This is a genomic window from Neorhizobium sp. JUb45, from assembly GCF_004343585.1.
In the GTDB taxonomy this organism is placed as follows: Bacteria; Pseudomonadota; Alphaproteobacteria; order Rhizobiales; family Rhizobiaceae; genus Neorhizobium.
Genome location: NZ_SLYW01000002.1, coordinates 484,703 through 500,174, shown reverse-complemented (window position 1 = coordinate 500,174; position 15,472 = coordinate 484,703). Strand labels below are relative to the sequence as shown.

Annotated in this window: 20 protein-coding genes; 15 read left to right on the top strand and 5 right to left on the bottom strand. The window is 60.9% G+C overall.

All coding sequences use genetic code 11. The features are described from left to right. Window positions 1-83: 83 nt before the first annotated feature. From EDF70_RS09155 to EDF70_RS30630, 3 genes are all read left to right on the top strand, one after another. Window positions 84-782 (top strand): phosphatidylserine decarboxylase, encoded by a 699-nt coding sequence (locus EDF70_RS09155; RefSeq protein WP_132273707.1) that lies wholly within the window; start codon window positions 84-86, stop codon window positions 780-782. A gap of 45 nt (window positions 783-827) precedes the next feature. After that, window positions 828-1,682 carry a CDP-diacylglycerol--serine O-phosphatidyltransferase gene (gene pssA / locus EDF70_RS09150; RefSeq protein ID WP_132273036.1) on the top strand — a complete coding sequence of 285 codons (855 nt, stop codon included), beginning with the start codon at window positions 828-830 and terminating at the stop codon, window positions 1,680-1,682. A 162-nt stretch (window positions 1,683-1,844) separates the two neighbouring features. Next, a complete protein-coding gene (locus tag EDF70_RS30630) occupies window positions 1,845-1,973 on the top strand; it encodes a hypothetical protein (protein ID WP_281033560.1) in 129 nt (42 codons plus the stop codon). Between the two features lie 21 nt (window positions 1,974-1,994). On the opposite strand, the gene EDF70_RS09145 is transcribed toward EDF70_RS30630, so the two are convergent. The 5 genes from EDF70_RS09145 to EDF70_RS09125 are packed head-to-tail and all read right to left on the bottom strand — an operon-like array spanning window position 1,995 to window position 4,367. Then, window positions 1,995-2,618, bottom strand: coding sequence for a LysE/ArgO family amino acid transporter (locus tag EDF70_RS09145; RefSeq protein WP_132273035.1), 624 nt, complete (start codon window positions 2,616-2,618; stop codon window positions 1,995-1,997). A 52-nt stretch (window positions 2,619-2,670) separates the two neighbouring features. Further along, entirely contained in the window at window positions 2,671-3,438 is a 768-nt protein-coding gene (locus EDF70_RS09140) for an SOS response-associated peptidase (protein ID WP_132273034.1), read from the bottom strand. Between the two features lie 44 nt (window positions 3,439-3,482). Further along, window positions 3,483-3,809 (bottom strand): YnfA family protein, encoded by a 327-nt coding sequence (locus tag EDF70_RS09135; RefSeq protein WP_132273705.1) that lies wholly within the window; start codon window positions 3,807-3,809, stop codon window positions 3,483-3,485. Then, window positions 3,809-4,123, bottom strand: coding sequence for a type II toxin-antitoxin system RelE/ParE family toxin (locus EDF70_RS09130; protein WP_132273033.1), 315 nt, complete (start codon window positions 4,121-4,123; stop codon window positions 3,809-3,811). The genes EDF70_RS09135 and EDF70_RS09130 overlap by 1 nt, the downstream gene beginning before the upstream one ends. Next, window positions 4,107-4,367: a type II toxin-antitoxin system ParD family antitoxin gene (locus tag EDF70_RS09125; RefSeq protein WP_132273032.1), complete on the bottom strand. Its 261-nt coding sequence runs from the start codon at window positions 4,365-4,367 to the stop codon at window positions 4,107-4,109. Before EDF70_RS09125 ends, EDF70_RS09130 begins: the two co-directional genes overlap by 17 nt. Window positions 4,368-4,450: 83 nt before the next feature. Here EDF70_RS09125 and EDF70_RS09120 point away from each other — a divergent pair, with 83 nt between their 5' ends. From EDF70_RS09120 to EDF70_RS09065, 12 genes are all read left to right on the top strand, one after another. Further along, a complete protein-coding gene (locus EDF70_RS09120) occupies window positions 4,451-4,876 on the top strand; it encodes an NUDIX domain-containing protein (protein WP_132273031.1) in 426 nt (141 codons plus the stop codon). Between the two features lie 56 nt (window positions 4,877-4,932). Then, on the top strand, window positions 4,933-5,370 hold the full coding sequence (locus tag EDF70_RS09115; RefSeq protein ID WP_132273030.1) for a TIGR02301 family protein: 438 nt from the start codon (window positions 4,933-4,935) through the stop codon (window positions 5,368-5,370). 103 nt (window positions 5,371-5,473) lie between these two features. Continuing rightward, window positions 5,474-5,731 carry a hypothetical protein gene (locus EDF70_RS09110; RefSeq protein WP_112732297.1) on the top strand — a complete coding sequence of 86 codons (258 nt, stop codon included), beginning with the start codon at window positions 5,474-5,476 and terminating at the stop codon, window positions 5,729-5,731. 59 nt (window positions 5,732-5,790) lie between these two features. Continuing rightward, window positions 5,791-6,525, top strand: coding sequence for a hypothetical protein (locus tag EDF70_RS09105; RefSeq protein ID WP_132273029.1), 735 nt, complete (start codon window positions 5,791-5,793; stop codon window positions 6,523-6,525). Between the two features lie 136 nt (window positions 6,526-6,661). Beyond that, window positions 6,662-7,504, top strand: a complete 843-nt coding sequence (locus EDF70_RS09100; protein WP_132273028.1) for a folate-binding protein YgfZ — start codon at window positions 6,662-6,664, stop codon at window positions 7,502-7,504. A 44-nt stretch (window positions 7,505-7,548) separates the two neighbouring features. Further along, window positions 7,549-8,127 (top strand): HD family hydrolase, encoded by a 579-nt coding sequence (locus EDF70_RS09095; RefSeq protein WP_132273703.1) that lies wholly within the window; start codon window positions 7,549-7,551, stop codon window positions 8,125-8,127. Beyond that, a complete protein-coding gene (locus tag EDF70_RS09090) occupies window positions 8,124-8,660 on the top strand; it encodes a tyrosine phosphatase family protein (RefSeq protein ID WP_132273027.1) in 537 nt (178 codons plus the stop codon). Before EDF70_RS09095 ends, EDF70_RS09090 begins: the two co-directional genes overlap by 4 nt. Window positions 8,661-8,818: 158 nt before the next feature. After that, a complete protein-coding gene (locus tag EDF70_RS09085) occupies window positions 8,819-9,679 on the top strand; it encodes a mechanosensitive ion channel domain-containing protein (protein ID WP_132273026.1) in 861 nt (286 codons plus the stop codon). Between the two features lie 360 nt (window positions 9,680-10,039). Continuing rightward, window positions 10,040-12,703 (top strand): DUF2339 domain-containing protein, encoded by a 2,664-nt coding sequence (locus EDF70_RS09080; RefSeq protein WP_132273701.1) that lies wholly within the window; start codon window positions 10,040-10,042, stop codon window positions 12,701-12,703. Further along, complete coding sequence (locus EDF70_RS09075) at window positions 12,700-13,356, top strand: HD domain-containing protein (protein WP_132273025.1); 657 nt, start codon at window positions 12,700-12,702, stop codon at window positions 13,354-13,356. The genes EDF70_RS09080 and EDF70_RS09075 overlap by 4 nt, the downstream gene beginning before the upstream one ends. 3 nt (window positions 13,357-13,359) lie before the next feature. Then, the gene (locus EDF70_RS09070; protein ID WP_132273024.1) at window positions 13,360-14,217 is read left to right on the top strand and encodes an MOSC domain-containing protein; all 858 of its coding nucleotides are present in this window, start codon (window positions 13,360-13,362) and stop codon (window positions 14,215-14,217) included. 217 nt (window positions 14,218-14,434) lie between these two features. Further along, window positions 14,435-15,331: a DMT family transporter gene (locus EDF70_RS09065; RefSeq protein ID WP_132273023.1), complete on the top strand. Its 897-nt coding sequence runs from the start codon at window positions 14,435-14,437 to the stop codon at window positions 15,329-15,331. Window positions 15,332-15,472: the final 141 nt, after the last annotated feature.

Below are 15,472 nucleotides of genomic sequence, written 5' to 3'. Positions count from 1 at the left end.
CTTGCTCATTGCGGAACCACATTGCCGCAATCACGGTTTTTATGTAGTCAGTGAGCGCCGACAACGCAGGAGAACAACGGTTGATCAACCTACTCGACACCATTCGCAACACGCTCGTCCCCATCCACAAGGAGGGCTACCTGTTCGTGGCCGCATTCTTCGTGGTGTCGCTGGTTCTCGGCCTCATTGCCGAACCGCTGTTCTGGATCGGCCTGATCCTCACCGCATGGTGCGCCTATTTCTTCCGTGATCCCGAGCGCGTCGTGCCGCAGGACGAAGACCTCGTCATCAGCCCGGCAGACGGTCGCATCAGCCATGTCGTCATGGTCGTTCCGCCGGCCGAACTCGATCTCGGTTCGGAGCCGATGCTGCGCATTTCCGTGTTCATGAACGTGTTCGATTGCCACATCAACCGCGCACCGGTGCGTGGCCGCATTTCGCAGATCGCCTACCGTGCGGGCCAGTTCGTCAATGCCGAACTCGACAAGGCCTCGACCGATAACGAGCGCAACGGTCTCGTCATCGAAAGCAAGCATGGCAAGCTCGGCGTCGTGCAGATCGCCGGTCTCGTTGCCCGCCGCATTCTCTGCTTCGTGCAGCCGAACGAACCGCTGGAAGCCGGCGAGCGTTTTGGCCTGATCCGTTTCGGTTCGCGTCTCGACGTTTACGTGCCGGCCGGTGGTGAAGCCCGCGTTTCGATCGGCCAGCGCGCCATCGGTGGCGAAACGGTGCTTGCCGAATTCGGCTCGACCAAGGGCCCGGTCGTCAGCCGCCGCAACTGATACGGACCACATACCGCGTAACGGAGCCCCGTACGGAGAATGACAATGGAACAGCCAGCCGAGCCGCACACCAACGGACAGGAAGAAACGCATGAAAATGCGTCGACGGTCCGCAAGGACGACAGCGGCCGCGGCCCCCGTCTGCGGGAAATCCCGCTTCGGCTGATGATCCCCAATGTCATTACCGTGCTGGCCATCTGCGCGGGTCTGACCGGTATCCGGCTGGCCTTCGAAGGCCGGTTCGAACTGGCCGTCGGCATGGTTCTGCTGGCTGCCTTCCTCGACGGGATAGACGGGCGCATTGCCCGCCTCCTGAAGGCGACATCGAAATTCGGCGTGCAGATGGATAGTCTCGCCGACATCATCAATTTCGGCGTCGCCCCTGCCCTGGTGCTCTACGCCTATGTGCTGGATGGCGCCCGTTCGCTTGGCTGGATCGCAGCCCTGATCTACGCCATCGCGGCCGGCCTTCGCCTCGCCCGTTTCAACGTGATGGAAGAGCGGCCGGTCAAGGCGCAGTGGCAGTCGGAATTTTTCGTCGGCGTGCCGGCGCCGATGGGCGCCATGCTGGTCATGCTGCCGGTCTATCTCGGTTTTCTCGGCGTCCCGCTGGAGGGCTGGGTGGCTTATGCGGCCGGTGCCTATACCGTGTTGATGGGTTATCTTCTGGTCAGCCGCCTGCCGATCTGGTCCGGCAAATCGGAAACCCGCATCCGCCGCGATCTGATGCTGCCGGTCATTCTCGGCGTCGTCATTTATGTGGCGCTGCTGATGAGCTTCACCTGGGAAGTGCTGTCGGTGACGGTGATCGCCTATCTCTGCATGCTGCCGTTCAGTGCCCGTGCATGGCACCGTCGTTACGGTACGATCACCATCGAGGACGATCACGCTTCGCCGTGATCCCCTGCACTGCAAGGTGAATGCTGCATTGCAGCTACAGTCTGCGGCAAGATGACACCTTTATGAATATTCCTCCGGATCGCTATTACTTTCACCGTATTTCCGCCCGGATTTACGGTGAAAGCGGCGATTGATCACGAGATCGCTCCAGAGGAAAAGAAGATGAACAGCCCGAAGGCTCCGGCCGAAAAGACCCAGAACGACTTGCACGCCCCGTTGCGCCCGCTCGGCATCAAGGCCGTGGTTGCCGCAACGATGATGCTGAAGCGCAAGCCGGTCAAAAAATCCTGAGCTTGAACTTTCCAGCCGGTTTCAATTGCCGGCAAAAAAGCTGACCAGAAGGCCGATGGCGAGCATTGCCATGACGAGGCCGATCAACAGGTCCAGCACGCGCCAGGCCGATGGCCTGGCAAATAGCGGCGCCAGAAACCGTGCGCCATATCCCAGCCCGAAAAACCATGTGAACGACGCGACCACGGCACCAAGGCCGTAAGCCAGACGCGCCGCGCCCTCATGCGCCGCCGACAGGCTGCCTAGCAGCACGACCGTGTCGAGATAGACATGCGGGTTGAGGAAGGTGAAGGCAAGACAGGCCATGACCGCCGCTTTCAGCGGCATGCTCTGCGGCGCCCCCGCCACCATGGCCGACGGCACCCACGCGCGCTTGAACGCCATGAACGAATATGTCCCCAGAAACAACACGCCACCGATCGTCACCACGGCGATCAACATCGGCGACTGCGATACCAGCGTTCCGAGACCAGCGACGCCGGCGGCAATCAGCAGCGCATCCGATGCAGCGCAGATCAGGCACAGAATGAAGACATGGCTGCGGATCAGCCCCTGTCGCAGGATGAAAGCGTTTTGCGCGCCGATCGCGACGATCAGCGATCCACCGAGCGCGAAGCCGGAAAGAGCGGCGGGAAAAAGATCCATGGAGGGAAGTCCAGTCTGGGCATAGGGCGAGAAAGGGATCAGTACACGGAAATCAGAAAAGCGAAAGCTGGCTATCGTCAGGTTTCGGCTTCGGTTTGACCGCCGGCAGTGGCGCCACGTCCTGTGCCGGCAGTTGCAGATCGGCGCCCATGTTGGAGACCTTGTTGACGCGGTCTGATACCGGGATCGCCTCGAAAAAATCCTCGTCTGGCGCTGTCATCAGGTCTTTGACTTCGCGTGGTTCCTGCGTGCGGCAATCCAGCCAGCGGGTAAAATCCTCCGGGCCGATCGCCACCGGCATGCGGTCATGGATGCGCTTCAGCGAACGGTTGGCAGCAGTGGTCAGGATTGCCGCGGTATCGATTTCCGAACCATCGGCCGAGGCATAGGTTTCCATCAGCCCGGCAAAGGCGATCAGGCCGCCGTTTTTCGGGCGGATCCAGTAGGGTTGCGACTTTTCCTCGCCCGATGTTTCCGGCCGCCGCCATTCATAAAAGCCCGAGGCCGGCACCAGAATGCGGCGATGGCGCATGGCTGCACGAAACGAGGCCTTGCCGATTGCCGTCTCGGCGCGGGCATTGATCATCAGGCTCAGGTCTTTCGGATCCTTGGCCCAGCCGGGAATGAAACCCCAGCGCGCCAGAAAAGCGCGACGATCCGGCAGATTGCTGCCGGGATCAGGCCTTTCCGCCTGCATGACGACAAGAATAGGCTGCGTCGGCGCGATGTTGAAACGCGGCGGAAAATCCTCCACCAGCGCCACGCTGACGAAGTTCAGCACGTCATCGGGTGTCGATGTCAAAGCATAACGTCCGCACATGGTTTTTCATCGCATCGGCACGCAAGAGGGTCAAGCCGGCAGGCTCATGCACTGCGTGGCCCGAAGATGATGACGGCCGAGCCGATCAGGCAGAGAGCGGTACCGGCCTGATCCCAGCGATCCGGCATGCGACCTTCGACCGCCAGCAGCCAGAGGATGGAGGCGAGGATATAAATGCCGCCATAGGCCGCATAGGTGCGCCCCGCCGCCTCGCTTTCCACCAGCGCCAAAAGCCACGCGAACAGGACAAGGCTCGCCACACCCGGCGCCAGCCACCACACCGGCTTTTCCAGCCGCAGCCAACCCCAGACGGCAAAACATCCGGCGATCTCGAAGACGGCGGCGAACACGTAGAGGGTGTAGGTCTTGATCACTCGAAATCCTGTTTTTGCACGTCCTGCGCCATATGCATCACGCGCAGAATCACGATCCTGTCGGGATAGGTGCGATAATAGATGCAGCGTTGGCGATAGGGAAAGGCGCGCAGTCCCGGCGAGATGTGATCGCGGGGCGCCCCCGTGAAGTCCGCATAGGCAATCCAGATGATCTTGGCAGTGAGATCGGCGAGAAATTCCTGAGCGTAATGCGGGCTGTTTTCGGCAATGTATCGTCGAATACCGCGCAAATCCGCCTTGGCAAGCGGCGCAATGATCAGATGCTTTCGCGATCTACGGCCTGTCGTCATCTGTCATGACATCCGCAAGCAGGTCGGCAGCAGAGGTGTAATGCTGACCGAGCCCTGCTTCTATCTCCTGATCCGCGGCATCGATTGCCTGACGAAGAGATTGAATGCGCATTTCACGATCCGCAAGCATGCGAAGACCGGCCTTGACCGCTTCCGTTTCTGTCTCGAAATGCCCGTTGCTCACGAGATCCGAGAGGATGCCGTCATAGGTATCGCCAAGAGCGAAGGTTTTTGCGCGGGTCATCAAGAATGCTCCTTTGCCCAGACGCGAACCATAAATTACAACGGACTTGTAGTACAGATCACAGCTTGCCGCTCAGGAGCGCCATGTCCTCCACGCCCCACCCCGCCTCCTCCGCCATTCTCGAACGCGATGGCCGTTTTCTGCTGATCAGGCGAATCAATCCGCCATCGGCCGATCTGTTCGCCTTTCCGGGCGGACGCGGAGAACCGAGGGAAACACCGGCCGAAACTGCCGTGCGCGAGTTTTTCGAGGAAACCGGCATTTCCGTGCACGATCCCGAACTGTTTGCCACCTATGACCTGAAGAGCGAATCAGAAGACGGAGACCTGCTCAGCCACTTCTTCCTCTCCGTCTTTCTGGTCAAAAGCGACGAAACCATCGAGGCCATCGCCGCCGATGATGCCGCCGATCCCGGCTGGTACACGGCCGAGGAAATTCGCCATCTGCCGGTGCCGCCAAGCGTGCTCGAATGTGCCGAACGGCTGGCGGCGCGGGTTTCAAAAGGCTAAAAGAACGCTTAACGATGCCGGGCGATTCTCCGGCAGGACCGCCGTCTGGAATGCCGATGAAGTTTCGTAAACGCCTCGCATCTGTCTGCTTTGTCGCGCTGAGCCTTTCGCTCGCCGTGCAGCCGGCGCTGGCGCAGAAAAAGGCTGCAGCCCCTGCTGCGCCGACGGCCTCGACACCACCCGCGGAAAAGCCGACTCCCTATGACGACCGGCTGGCGCGGCTTTCGGAAATTCTCGGATCGGTGCATTACCTGCGCACGCTATGTGGAGAACGTCAGTCGAACTGGCGCGGCTCCATGCAGAAACTGATTGATTCCGAGACGGCGAATGAGCCAAAACGCCGCGAGAAACTGACGGCCGCCTTCAATCGCGGTTACCGGTCCTTCGCCTCCGTGCACACGACCTGCACGCCGGCTGCGCGCTCCGCTGAAGAGGCATACCGTGCCGAAGGAGCAACACTGGCTGCGGAAATCGCCGCACGCTACGGAAATTAAGTGTTTATTTACCTGTTTCGCTCGCAACCCGTGTCGTTTTGATAAAAGGCTGGTAATCTTGTTAACGCACCGGTAACAACCAGGTGCCGGAAAGAGGATCATTATGCAGACAGCCCGCAACGACATCGACGAGATGATTGTGCACGAAAAGATGCAGGTGGCGCTCGAATACCAGAACGAGGCCTGGGCCGACGGCCGCGCCGACGGTATCGAACCTGAAATCATCGCTGACGCTGCCATCGCTCTTGCCATGCGCGAAACCATTCGCATGCACGGCGAAGCTGGCGCAGAAGCCATGCTGCAATCGCTGCGCGAACGCATGCTGGCTGGCGAATTTTCTCCGCAGCGCATCATTCAGTAAGCGCGATTTTCAATAATCGTGTAAGATCGGGGCTTTCCAACAGGATCGCCAATAAAGCCATGCCCAATAGCCGTTTCCCCCGCATCCTGTTCGCCGCCGCGCTTTTCAGCGCGACAGCGCTGACGCAGGCACCCGTCGCCCTTGCCCTTTCCGGCATGGCGCAGAGTTCTTCCGTCGGGCATCAGGGCATACAGCCGGCAGACACGGCGCCCGGCAGCCACACGGGTACGGAAAACCAGCATAGTCAGGCGACCCCGCCGGCCGCCGACAAACCGGAAGCGCCGAAGCCTGACGCTGCGGCCGCCGCAGAGGCTGAAGCCGAACCGGCGATCAAGGCAGAAATCATTCACGATTTCAGCAAGTTGCCGGAACCGGTGCGCAAGCTACGCGAGGCGATCGTCGAGGCCGCTGCGTCCGGCGATGTCGAGCGCATGCGCCCGATCATGGATCCCGGCGCACAGAAAACCGATGGTCCCGACCAGAACGAAGACCCGATCGAAACGCTGAAAAGCTTTTCCGGTGATACCGAAGGTCTGGAAATCCTCGCCATCATGCTGGACCTGATGCAGACCGGCGTTGCCCGCATCGAGGCCGGCACGCCGGATGAGGTTTATGTCTGGCCCTATTTCGTCGGCAAGCCGCTCAACGAGCTGACCCCGCCGGAAAAGGTGGACCTGCTGCGCATCGTCACAGCCGGCGATCTTGCTGCCATGGACGAAGCGGGCGGTTACAATTTCTACCGCATCGGCATCTCACCCGACGGCAAGTGGAAGTTCATCGTCAGCGGCGACTGATTCTCGCGCTGTCGGCAGTACCCGGACACGGTGCGGCTTGCCGCGACCGTGTCAAAACCTTACCTCTATGACAGCCCATGACGCGCATTGATTTGCGCCGGGGATTTTCTGTTTCTGATCCGTGCGGGTGAAAATCATGCCGTTTGCCTTCCTTTCCGATCGTGCCCTGCTGTCCGTCACCGGCACTGATGCGCAGGATTTCCTGCACAATCTGATCACCACCGACATTGCCGGCCTGCCGGAAGAGGAAGCCCGCCCCGGCGCGCTTTTGACGCCGCAGGGAAAAATCCTGTTCGATTTCGTCATCTGGCGGATCGAGGGCGGTTTTGCCATCGAGATCGACCAGCCGCAGCGCGAGGCATTTGCGCGACGGCTGACCATGTACAAGCTGCGCGCCGCCGTGGAGATCACCCTTGTGGAAGAGATCGGCGTGACGGTTGCCTGGGGTGGCGAAACGCTGGTGGGCGGTATCACCGACGGCGCCTTCGCCAAATCCGGCATCGAGCTGCAACGTGCAGCGGGGAAACAGGCCGATGGCGAAGAGGCTGCCTATCAGGCGCTGCGCATCACTGCAGGACTGGCGCTGTCCGGCCACGATTTTGCACTGCAGGATGCGTTTCCGCATGATGTCCTGCTCGACAAGGATGGCGGGCTTTCATTCCGCAAGGGATGTTATGTCGGTCAGGAAGTGGTTTCCCGCATGCAGCACCGTGGCACCGCGCGTCGCCGCGTGGTGATCGTGTCCGCTGAGCAGGACCTGCCGGCGGCCGGCACCGAAATCATGGCGGGCGCCAAACCCGTCGGCACGCTGGGCTCCACCTCGGGCGGACAAGGCTTGGCAATCGTGCGCATCGACCGCGTCGGTGATGCGCTGGCAAGCGGCACACCGCTGACTGCCGCCGACATTGCCGTTTCGCTGACCTTGCCGGAATGGACCGGCCTCTCCTTCCCGACGGAGACCCAAGAGGCGGAAACGTGAGCGCTGGCGCTTCGACCACCAAGGCGACGCGCGCCTGGCAGCGCATGCTGTCCGGCCGCCGGCTCGATCTGCTCGATCCCTCGCCGCTCGACGTGGAAATTTCCGATATCGCCCACGGGCTTGCCCGCGTCGCCCGCTGGAACGGCCAAACACGCGGCGACCATGCCTTTTCGGTGGCGCAACATTCGCTAATCGTCGAGCAGGTGTTTTCGCTGGCCCAACCTGCGGCCACGCCGGAAGAACGGTTGATGACGCTTCTGCACGACGCACCGGAATATGTGATCGGCGACATGATCTCGCCGTTCAAATCGGTGGTCGGCGGCGGTTACAAGGCGGTCGAGGCGCGGCTGGAGGCGGCCATCCACCTGCGATTCGGCCTGCCCGCGCATCCGACGCGCGATCTGAAGATGCGGATCAAGCGTGCCGATACGGTTGCCGCCTTTTTCGAGGCGACCGAACTTGCCGGCTTTTCGCTGACCGAGGCGCGCAAGTTTTTCGGCGTGCCGAATGGCGTGACGAGAGAGATGCTGGAGATGGAGCCACTGCCGGCCATCCAGGCACAGCAGCGTTTTCAGGAACGTTTCGCCGAGATCGAACTTTTGCGCGGGAATACGGCGCGATGACTGCGATCATCGTCTGCCCGCTTGCCAAGATCGCCGAACTTGCGGTGCGCCACAAGGCGCGCGAAATGGTCAGCCTGATCGCCGAAAAGCAGGATTTTCACCGCCCGGCGGTAATCTCTGCCGACCGCCATCTGAAGCTCGCCATGAACGACATCGCCTTTGCCGGCACCGGCAATCTCATTGCCCCCAATGAGGCGCATGTGGAGCGGCTGATCGCCTTCATGGCCGGCTGGGACCGACAATTTCCGCTGGTTGTGCATTGCTGGATGGGCGTATCGCGTTCGCCTGCGGCGGCGCTGATTGCGGCACTCGCCATCCACCCCGAGGAAGACGATTTCGCGCTTGCTGCCCGGCTGCGACAAGTCGCCCCGCATGCGACGCCGAACACCCGTCTGGTGGAAATCGGCGACCGGCTTTTGAAGCGCGACGGACGCCTGATCGCCGCCGTCAAAGGGATCGGCCGTGGTGCGGACACAGACGGCACCGTGTCCTTCGTTCTACCGCTCAACCCTTCCTTGAGTACCGCTGCGTAATCCTGAAAACCGAGCATTTATTTGTTTTCATTTAATATTCCTAAAAATGAATAGGATGGTTGACGCGCGTCGATTTTGACCCAATTAAGCAGACCACAGCAATGCTGCGACATGGTTGCGCATTGCAGGTCAGCTCAGAGAAGGAGACTATCGCCGATATGGATCAGGCATCGGAACTCGTCGTCGCAACGCGGGCGGCACTCGCTCAGTTAAGCGCGCTTGCCGTGCAATATTCCTTTTCCGTCGTCGGTGCCGTCATTCTGCTTGTCATCGGCTGGCTGGCAGCCGGTCTGTTCAGCCGCTGGGCGCGCAATGGTCTTGGCCGTATTCACGGCATCGATGCGACGCTGGCGCAGTTCTTTTCCAACATCATCCGTTACGCGATCCTGGTCATCGTCGTCGTCATGGTGCTCGGCCAGTTCGGCGTGCAGACGGCATCGGTACTTGCCGCTCTCGGCGCCATCGGCCTTGCCGTCGGTCTGGCGCTTCAGGGCACGCTGCAGAATATCGCTGCCGGCATCATGCTGCTGGTGCTGCGCCCGTTCCGCGTCGGCGAATCGATCGAGACCGGTAGTGTCAGCGGTACGGTGATCGATGTCGGCCTGTTTGCCACCGAACTTCGTACCGCAGAAGGTGTCTATCGCCTCGCGCCGAATTCGACGCTGTGGAACGTGCCGATCACCAATTACAGCCGCCTCGACAAGCGCCGCAACGATATCAGCGTTTCGACCAGCGAAAAGATCGATATCGCGCGCGCTGAAAAGCTGCTGCACGATCTCGTCGCTGCCGATGGCCGCGTGCTGAAAGCCCCTGCCCCCACCACGTTCGTATCCGATTTCAGCGATGGCTCCGCCACCGTGACGGTGCGTTACTGGGCGAAAAGCGGCGAATGGTTCAATGTCAGCCGTGACCTCTCCAAAAAGGTCAAACTGACATTCGATGAACAGAAAACAAAAGAGCTTCCGTCCCAGACTGATAAACATGCGCCGGATGGCGAGAGCGGACCTTCGGCGGTCTGACCGCCGGACAAGCCCTCGGGCGCGTGCAGTCTTAAGGAAAGAAGCAAAGGGCGGGTTTCGCGAGGAAACCCGCCCTTTGCCGTTTTTCCACCCTCAACAGCCACGGTTGATAATTCGCAATTCCTTCACAATCGCGCATCGTTCGCCTTGCTCCTGCCGCAACATATGCGATTAAAAGACTGCTGCGCTTTCTGATTGGCGCCCGTCCGAACGCATCGAGGTGACCACATCGTGCTGCCCCTGTTCCCCTTCGTTATTTTTATCCTGATCATCGTCGGCCTTGTCTGGCAGCGGAACATAGCCAAACGCGTCGACCGGATGGAGAAGGAAATCAAGGCGCTGCAGGCGCGCATTACCGGCATGACGCTGGCAGCCCCTGTCTCCGATGCAGTCACGGAAACCGCGCCGGCCGAACCTGTCGTGACAGCGCAAACCGCGATCGACGCGCCGCAGGATGAGACGATCGCGGAACCACAGATCGCCGCGATGGCCTCTGAAGCCGAAACACCGGTTGTGCAGGAAGCCATTCTGCCCGCGCCGGAAACGGCACCCGTTGTCGCGACAGTTCAGGCACAGGAAGAGCGCGAAAGCCTCGAAAGCTGGCTCGGCGCCCGCTGGGCGGTCTGGGTTGGCGGTGTCGCCTTGGCCTTTGGCGGCCTCTTCCTCGTCAAATACACGATCGAAGCCGGCCTGCTCGGTCCCGCCGCCCGCCTCAGCCTTGCCGCCCTGTTCGGTCTCGTGCTGATCGCCGCCGGTGAACTGATCCGCCGCCGCGCCATGCCGGAACTCTCCGACCGTTTCGGCAATGCGATGATCCCCGGCGCGCTGACCGCCGCAGGCTCGGTGACGCTGATGGGCGCGGTCTGGGCCTCCTATGCCGTTTATGAATTCATCGGCCCGACGCCCGCCTTCATTGCTCTGGCGCTGGTGTCGTTTGCGACGATCGCGCTGTCGCTGCTGCATGGTCAGGCGCTTGCCGGTCTCGGCCTGCTCGCCTCGCTGGTGACGCCCGCGCTGGTCGCGACGGAGAACCCGAACGCCAACGCTCTCTTCGGTTTTCTGGCGCTCGTCTGGCTGGCCGTCAATGCCGCCTCGCGTTTCCGCCAGTGGACCGTGGTGCCGACGCTTGCCAATGTCGGGCTGGGCCTTTGGTCTTTCCTCTATCTTGTCGGCTCCGGGCACGATGCCAGCATGCTGCCGGCGGTCCTGGCACTGCTGGTCATGCTGGCCGGCACCTGCTTTTATTGGCCGGGCCGTTACGCCAGCCTGATCGGGCCGGAAAAAGCCGGCATATCGACATTGCTTGGCCGCATGCCTTTGCAGACCACGCTGTCCGTTTCGCTGGTCACCATGTTGTTTTCGCTTGGCATGCTCGGTTCGGAGCCGATGGGCGCCTTCGATCTTCTGGCCTGCGCATCCATTCTTCTGGCGGCGCTTGCCGCATTCGGCGCACTGCGCGCCTATGCCGTCTGGCCGGCCATTCTTGCGGCAATCGGTGCGGTGCTCGGCATGGCCATCATCGCCATCAACTGGCTGGACACCGTTTCCACCCTGCTCGATGGTCAGCTGACAACGACCACGGCAGCGCCGGTGGAGCCGCATGTCTGGGTCTATCTGCTGCTCGGCGCCGTCTTCCCCGCGCTCGGCTTTGTCTTCCTCAAGCGTTTCCGCCAAAGCGAGCCGGATTTCTCCATCATCTGGGCATTCCTGATGCCGGCCGTGCCGGTAGCGATCGCGACCATAAGCTTCCTCAATTTCGGAAATCTCAACCGCGACTGGACACATGGTCTTTACGGCATCGTGCTCGGTCTCTCGCTTCTCGCCGGTGCCGACTGGCTGTTCCGCCGCGGCGAACAGACGGAAGACGCCAAGATCGACTGGCCGGCCAATCTTCTGGTCGCCGGATCGTTTGCAGGTTTCACGCTGGCGCTGCACACACTGACCAACGGCATCGTCACCACCATCGCGCTGTCCGCACTCGGTTTCCTGTATGTGCTCGCCATGCGCATCCGGTCTTGGCCGGCCCTGCCCTGGATGATGGCCGCCGCCACGCTCATCGTGTTCGGCCGTATCGCCTGGGAACCGACCGTCATCGGCGCCAACAGCCTCGGCACGACACCGTTCTTCAATGCGCTTCTGCCTGGCTACGGCATTCCGACACTGCTCGCCATCGCTTCGGCATGGATGCTGCGCAACGCCACCGATTTCCGCATCCGCAACATCATGCAGGCGCTGGCCTCACTGTCGGCGCTGATCACGGTTGCGGTTCTGGTGCGCCATGCCATGAATGGCGGCACGCTGGAAACCACGGTGCCGACGCTGGGCGAGCAATCGATCTACACGCTGATAACCGTCGGTTTCTCCGGCATCCTGATGATGCTGGATCTGAAATCGCCAAGCCCTGTTTTCCGCTTCGGCTCGATGATCGCAGGCGTGCTTGCCACCGCCAACGTGCTGTCGCTGCATCTTCTGGGCCTCAACCCCTATATCACCGGCGAAGGCACCGGCCCCTGGCCGTTCTTCAACCTTCTGCTGCTCGGCTATCTGATGCCGGCACTCGCTTACGCGCTCGTCGCCTATCTCGCCCGCGAACGCCGGCCGATGCCTTATGTGCTGATGCTGGCGATCTCCGGCGGCATACTCGGTTTCGCATGGGCAACGCTGTCCGTTCGACGGTTCTGGCAGGGCGAAAACATCGCCGACTGGAAGGGTTTTGTGGCAGCCGAAACCTATACCTATTCGGTGGTCTGGCTGCTGATCGGCATCGTCCTTCTGGTCCTCGGTTCGCGCTTCAACCAGCGTTCGCTGCGGCTTGCGTCGGCAGCACTGGTGCTGATTGCCGTGCTGAAAGTGTTCCTGATCGACATGTCCAACCTCGAAGGCATTTTGCGGGCGCTATCGTTCATGGGTCTGGGCGGGGTGCTGATCGGCATCGGGCTTTTCTACCAGCGCATTCTGGTGAAGAAGGATGGCAACAAACGCCCCGGCGATTCTGCCGCAACACCTGAAGGAACCGTTTCGTGACCCACTCGCTCAGCGCGGCATTTGCGCCCCATGAGGCGCTTGCCGCCCGGCTGATCCCGCACGCCACCGATAGCGACGACGGTTCGCATGACATCGCCCATATCCTGCGCGTCTTCAAAAACGCCATGCGCATCCATGCCAGGGAAGGCGGTAATGCCAGCGTGCTGGCGGCCGCCGTGCTGCTGCATGATTGCGTGGCAGTGGAAAAGAACTCGCCGCTGAGAGCACAGGCATCCCGGCTTGCGGCGGAAAAGGCCGCAAAAATTCTGACCGAGCTTGGCTGGAGCGAAAACGAGATCGACGCCGTCGCCCACGCCATCACCACGCACAGCTTTTCCGCAAATATCGAACCGCAAACGCTGGAGGCAAAAATCCTGCAGGATGCCGACCGGCTGGATGCGATCGGCATGGTGGGTGCCGCCCGCTGTTTCTATATTGCCGGCCGCATGGCATCGGGTCTCTACGACCCGGTCGATCCGCTGGCCAAAGAACGCCCGCTGGACGACAAGAGCTATGCAATCGATCATTTCGAAGTCAAACTGCTCAAGCTCGCCGATGGTTTTCAGACCGCAGCGGGACGTGAACTGGCGTCGGAACGGCATCAGCGGCTAGTGAGAATCCGTGAGATGTTTCTGGATGAAATCGAGGGGTAAGACATGCGTATCAGTGAACTCAATCATTACCCTCTCAAGAGCGGGCGCGGCATCGCGCTGACCGAAGCCGAGATCACCGCCACCGGCATTCCCGGCGACCGGGTGATGATGGTAACAGGCCCGGACGGCCACTTTTTCACCCAGCGCGATCTGCAAGCGCTGGCACAGGTGAAGGCATCGCCGGTCGATGCAGCAGGCGCGACCCGGCTTGCCATCGACGGCAAGGGTGAGATCGACATCACCTTCAACGATCCGGCTCGCCGCCTCGACGTCGTGGTGTGGAAATCCAACGTCTCCGCCGCGATGGCCGACGATGCCGTCAACACCACCCTCTCCACCTGGCTGGAGCGCGATGTGCGCCTCGTCTTCTTCGACGCCCAGGCCCGCCGCACCGCATCGCCGGAATGGGCCGGTGACGATTCGCCGGTCACCTTTGCCGACGGCTATCAGGTTCTCGTCACCACCACCGGTTCGCTGGCAGCGCTTAACGCCAACATGGTCGCGAATGGCGAAGAGCCGGTCGGCATGGAGCGCTTTCGTCCCAATATCGTCATCGATCACGACGAGGCATGGGCCGAAGACAACTGGGCGGCCATCGAGATCGGCGGCATCCGCTTCGATCTCGTCAAACCCTGTGCCCGCTGCATCATGACCACACAGGACCAGCAGACCGGCTCGCGCGACGTGCCGAGCCCGATGAAGGCGATGGGCCGTATCCGCATGTCGGGAGATCGTCGCGTGCCCGGCCCGCTGTTCGGCTGGAACGCTGTGCCGCGCAGCACCGGCAAGCTGAGCCTTGGCGATACGGTGAAGATCATCGAGGAGCGCTCGGAAGGCTGGGCCATCAAGCGCCGCGCCTGACGCAGCCTGCCTGCCCGAAGCGGCAAAACCGCGCAATATCGAAATTTCTGCGCAGAGCCGTACCGTTATCGGTGCGGCTCGCTTGACGTATGGCCGGCATTCCTCAAGAACACATAGGTCAGGTGGATTGATCAGCCGCCGACACGGGAGGGAATGATCTTCGCCCTGCCCGCATGCCCGGACTTGAAGAAACGTCCGAAGCCCAGAGATTATCCGAATGACACCTCGCACCACCGGCCTGCTCTTCGCCCTTCTGGCGGTGAGCATTTTTGCAGTTCAGGATGGCATTTCGAAACATCTGGGCACCGCCTATCCGCCAATCTTCATCACCATGATCCGTTTCTGGGCTTTCGGCGGATTTGCGCTTTTTCTGGCGAGCCGCGCCACCGGCGGGCTGAAACAGACCGCCTATGCAAACAGCCCCGTCCTTCAGATCATCCGCGGCATTCTGCTTGTGTCGCAGATCGTCATTTCCGTTTTTGCCTTTTCCCGCGTCGGACTGGCGCAGAGCCACACGATATTCGCCGCCGCCCCTCTTGTCGTTGCCTGTCTGTCGGTACCGATCCTCGGCGAGACAGTCGGCTGGCGGCGCTGGACGGCGATCGGCGTCGGATTTGTCGGCATCCTGATCATCATCAATCCGCTGCATGCGAGCTTCGACGTCAAGATCGTCATTCCGATGATCAGCACGATCATGTTCGCACTCTATTCGGTGCTGACGCGGCTCGGCAGCCGCTCCGACACATCTGAAACCGCGTTTTTCTACACGGGCGTCGCAGGCGCCGTCGCCATCACCTTCATTGGCCCGTTCTACTGGACGCATATCACGCTGGGCGACTGGTTCTGGATGATCGTGCTGTGCATTACCGGCATGAGCGGCCATTACCTTCTGATCCGCGCCTACTCCATGCTAGACGCCGTGGCCGTGCAACCGATCTTTTATGTTCAGACAGTTCTGGTCTGCCTGATCGGCGTGTTCATCTTCAACGAGGTGATGACGCTCAACATGATCGCCGGCAGCTGCATCGTCATTGGCGCGGGTGGTTTTACGCTGTGGCGCGAAAGCAGGCTGGGCAAGAAGCTGGCACAGGTCGACCCGCCAGCCTCGCCGTAAGCAACCATTCATTAACCACGAAGAATAACCAATATTTCTATTTGGTTACGCGCAAAATTTCGCGTTAACCATAAATGATACTTGCGCACTTAAGAACACGTTAAGGTTAGTGACCCATAAATATTCACGTCGGAAGCTACT

Excerpts from the sequence above, each read along its gene's own strand:
- pssA (WP_132273036.1), top strand. The coding sequence starts at position 828 with ATGGAACAGCCAGCCGAGCCGCACACCAACGGACAGGAAGAAACGCAT.
- EDF70_RS30630 (WP_281033560.1), top strand. The coding sequence starts at position 1,845 with ATGAACAGCCCGAAGGCTCCGGCCGAAAAGACCCAGAACGACTTGCAC.
- EDF70_RS09145 (WP_132273035.1), bottom strand. The coding sequence starts at position 2,618 with ATGGATCTTTTTCCCGCCGCTCTTTCCGGCTTCGCGCTCGGTGGATCG.
- EDF70_RS09140 (WP_132273034.1), bottom strand. The coding sequence starts at position 3,438 with ATGTGCGGACGTTATGCTTTGACATCGACACCCGATGACGTGCTGAAC.
- EDF70_RS09130 (WP_132273033.1), bottom strand. The coding sequence starts at position 4,123 with ATGACGACAGGCCGTAGATCGCGAAAGCATCTGATCATTGCGCCGCTT.
- EDF70_RS09125 (WP_132273032.1), bottom strand. The coding sequence starts at position 4,367 with ATGACCCGCGCAAAAACCTTCGCTCTTGGCGATACCTATGACGGCATC.
- EDF70_RS09120 (WP_132273031.1), top strand. The coding sequence starts at position 4,451 with ATGTCCTCCACGCCCCACCCCGCCTCCTCCGCCATTCTCGAACGCGAT.
- EDF70_RS09115 (WP_132273030.1), top strand. The coding sequence starts at position 4,933 with ATGAAGTTTCGTAAACGCCTCGCATCTGTCTGCTTTGTCGCGCTGAGC.
- EDF70_RS09110 (WP_112732297.1), top strand. The coding sequence starts at position 5,474 with ATGCAGACAGCCCGCAACGACATCGACGAGATGATTGTGCACGAAAAG.
- EDF70_RS09105 (WP_132273029.1), top strand. The coding sequence starts at position 5,791 with ATGCCCAATAGCCGTTTCCCCCGCATCCTGTTCGCCGCCGCGCTTTTC.
- EDF70_RS09100 (WP_132273028.1), top strand. The coding sequence starts at position 6,662 with ATGCCGTTTGCCTTCCTTTCCGATCGTGCCCTGCTGTCCGTCACCGGC.
- EDF70_RS09095 (WP_132273703.1), top strand. The coding sequence starts at position 7,549 with ATGCTGTCCGGCCGCCGGCTCGATCTGCTCGATCCCTCGCCGCTCGAC.
- EDF70_RS09090 (WP_132273027.1), top strand. The coding sequence starts at position 8,124 with ATGACTGCGATCATCGTCTGCCCGCTTGCCAAGATCGCCGAACTTGCG.
- EDF70_RS09085 (WP_132273026.1), top strand. The coding sequence starts at position 8,819 with ATGGATCAGGCATCGGAACTCGTCGTCGCAACGCGGGCGGCACTCGCT.
- EDF70_RS09080 (WP_132273701.1), top strand. The coding sequence starts at position 10,040 with ATGACGCTGGCAGCCCCTGTCTCCGATGCAGTCACGGAAACCGCGCCG.
- EDF70_RS09070 (WP_132273024.1), top strand. The coding sequence starts at position 13,360 with ATGCGTATCAGTGAACTCAATCATTACCCTCTCAAGAGCGGGCGCGGC.
- EDF70_RS09065 (WP_132273023.1), top strand. The coding sequence starts at position 14,435 with ATGACACCTCGCACCACCGGCCTGCTCTTCGCCCTTCTGGCGGTGAGC.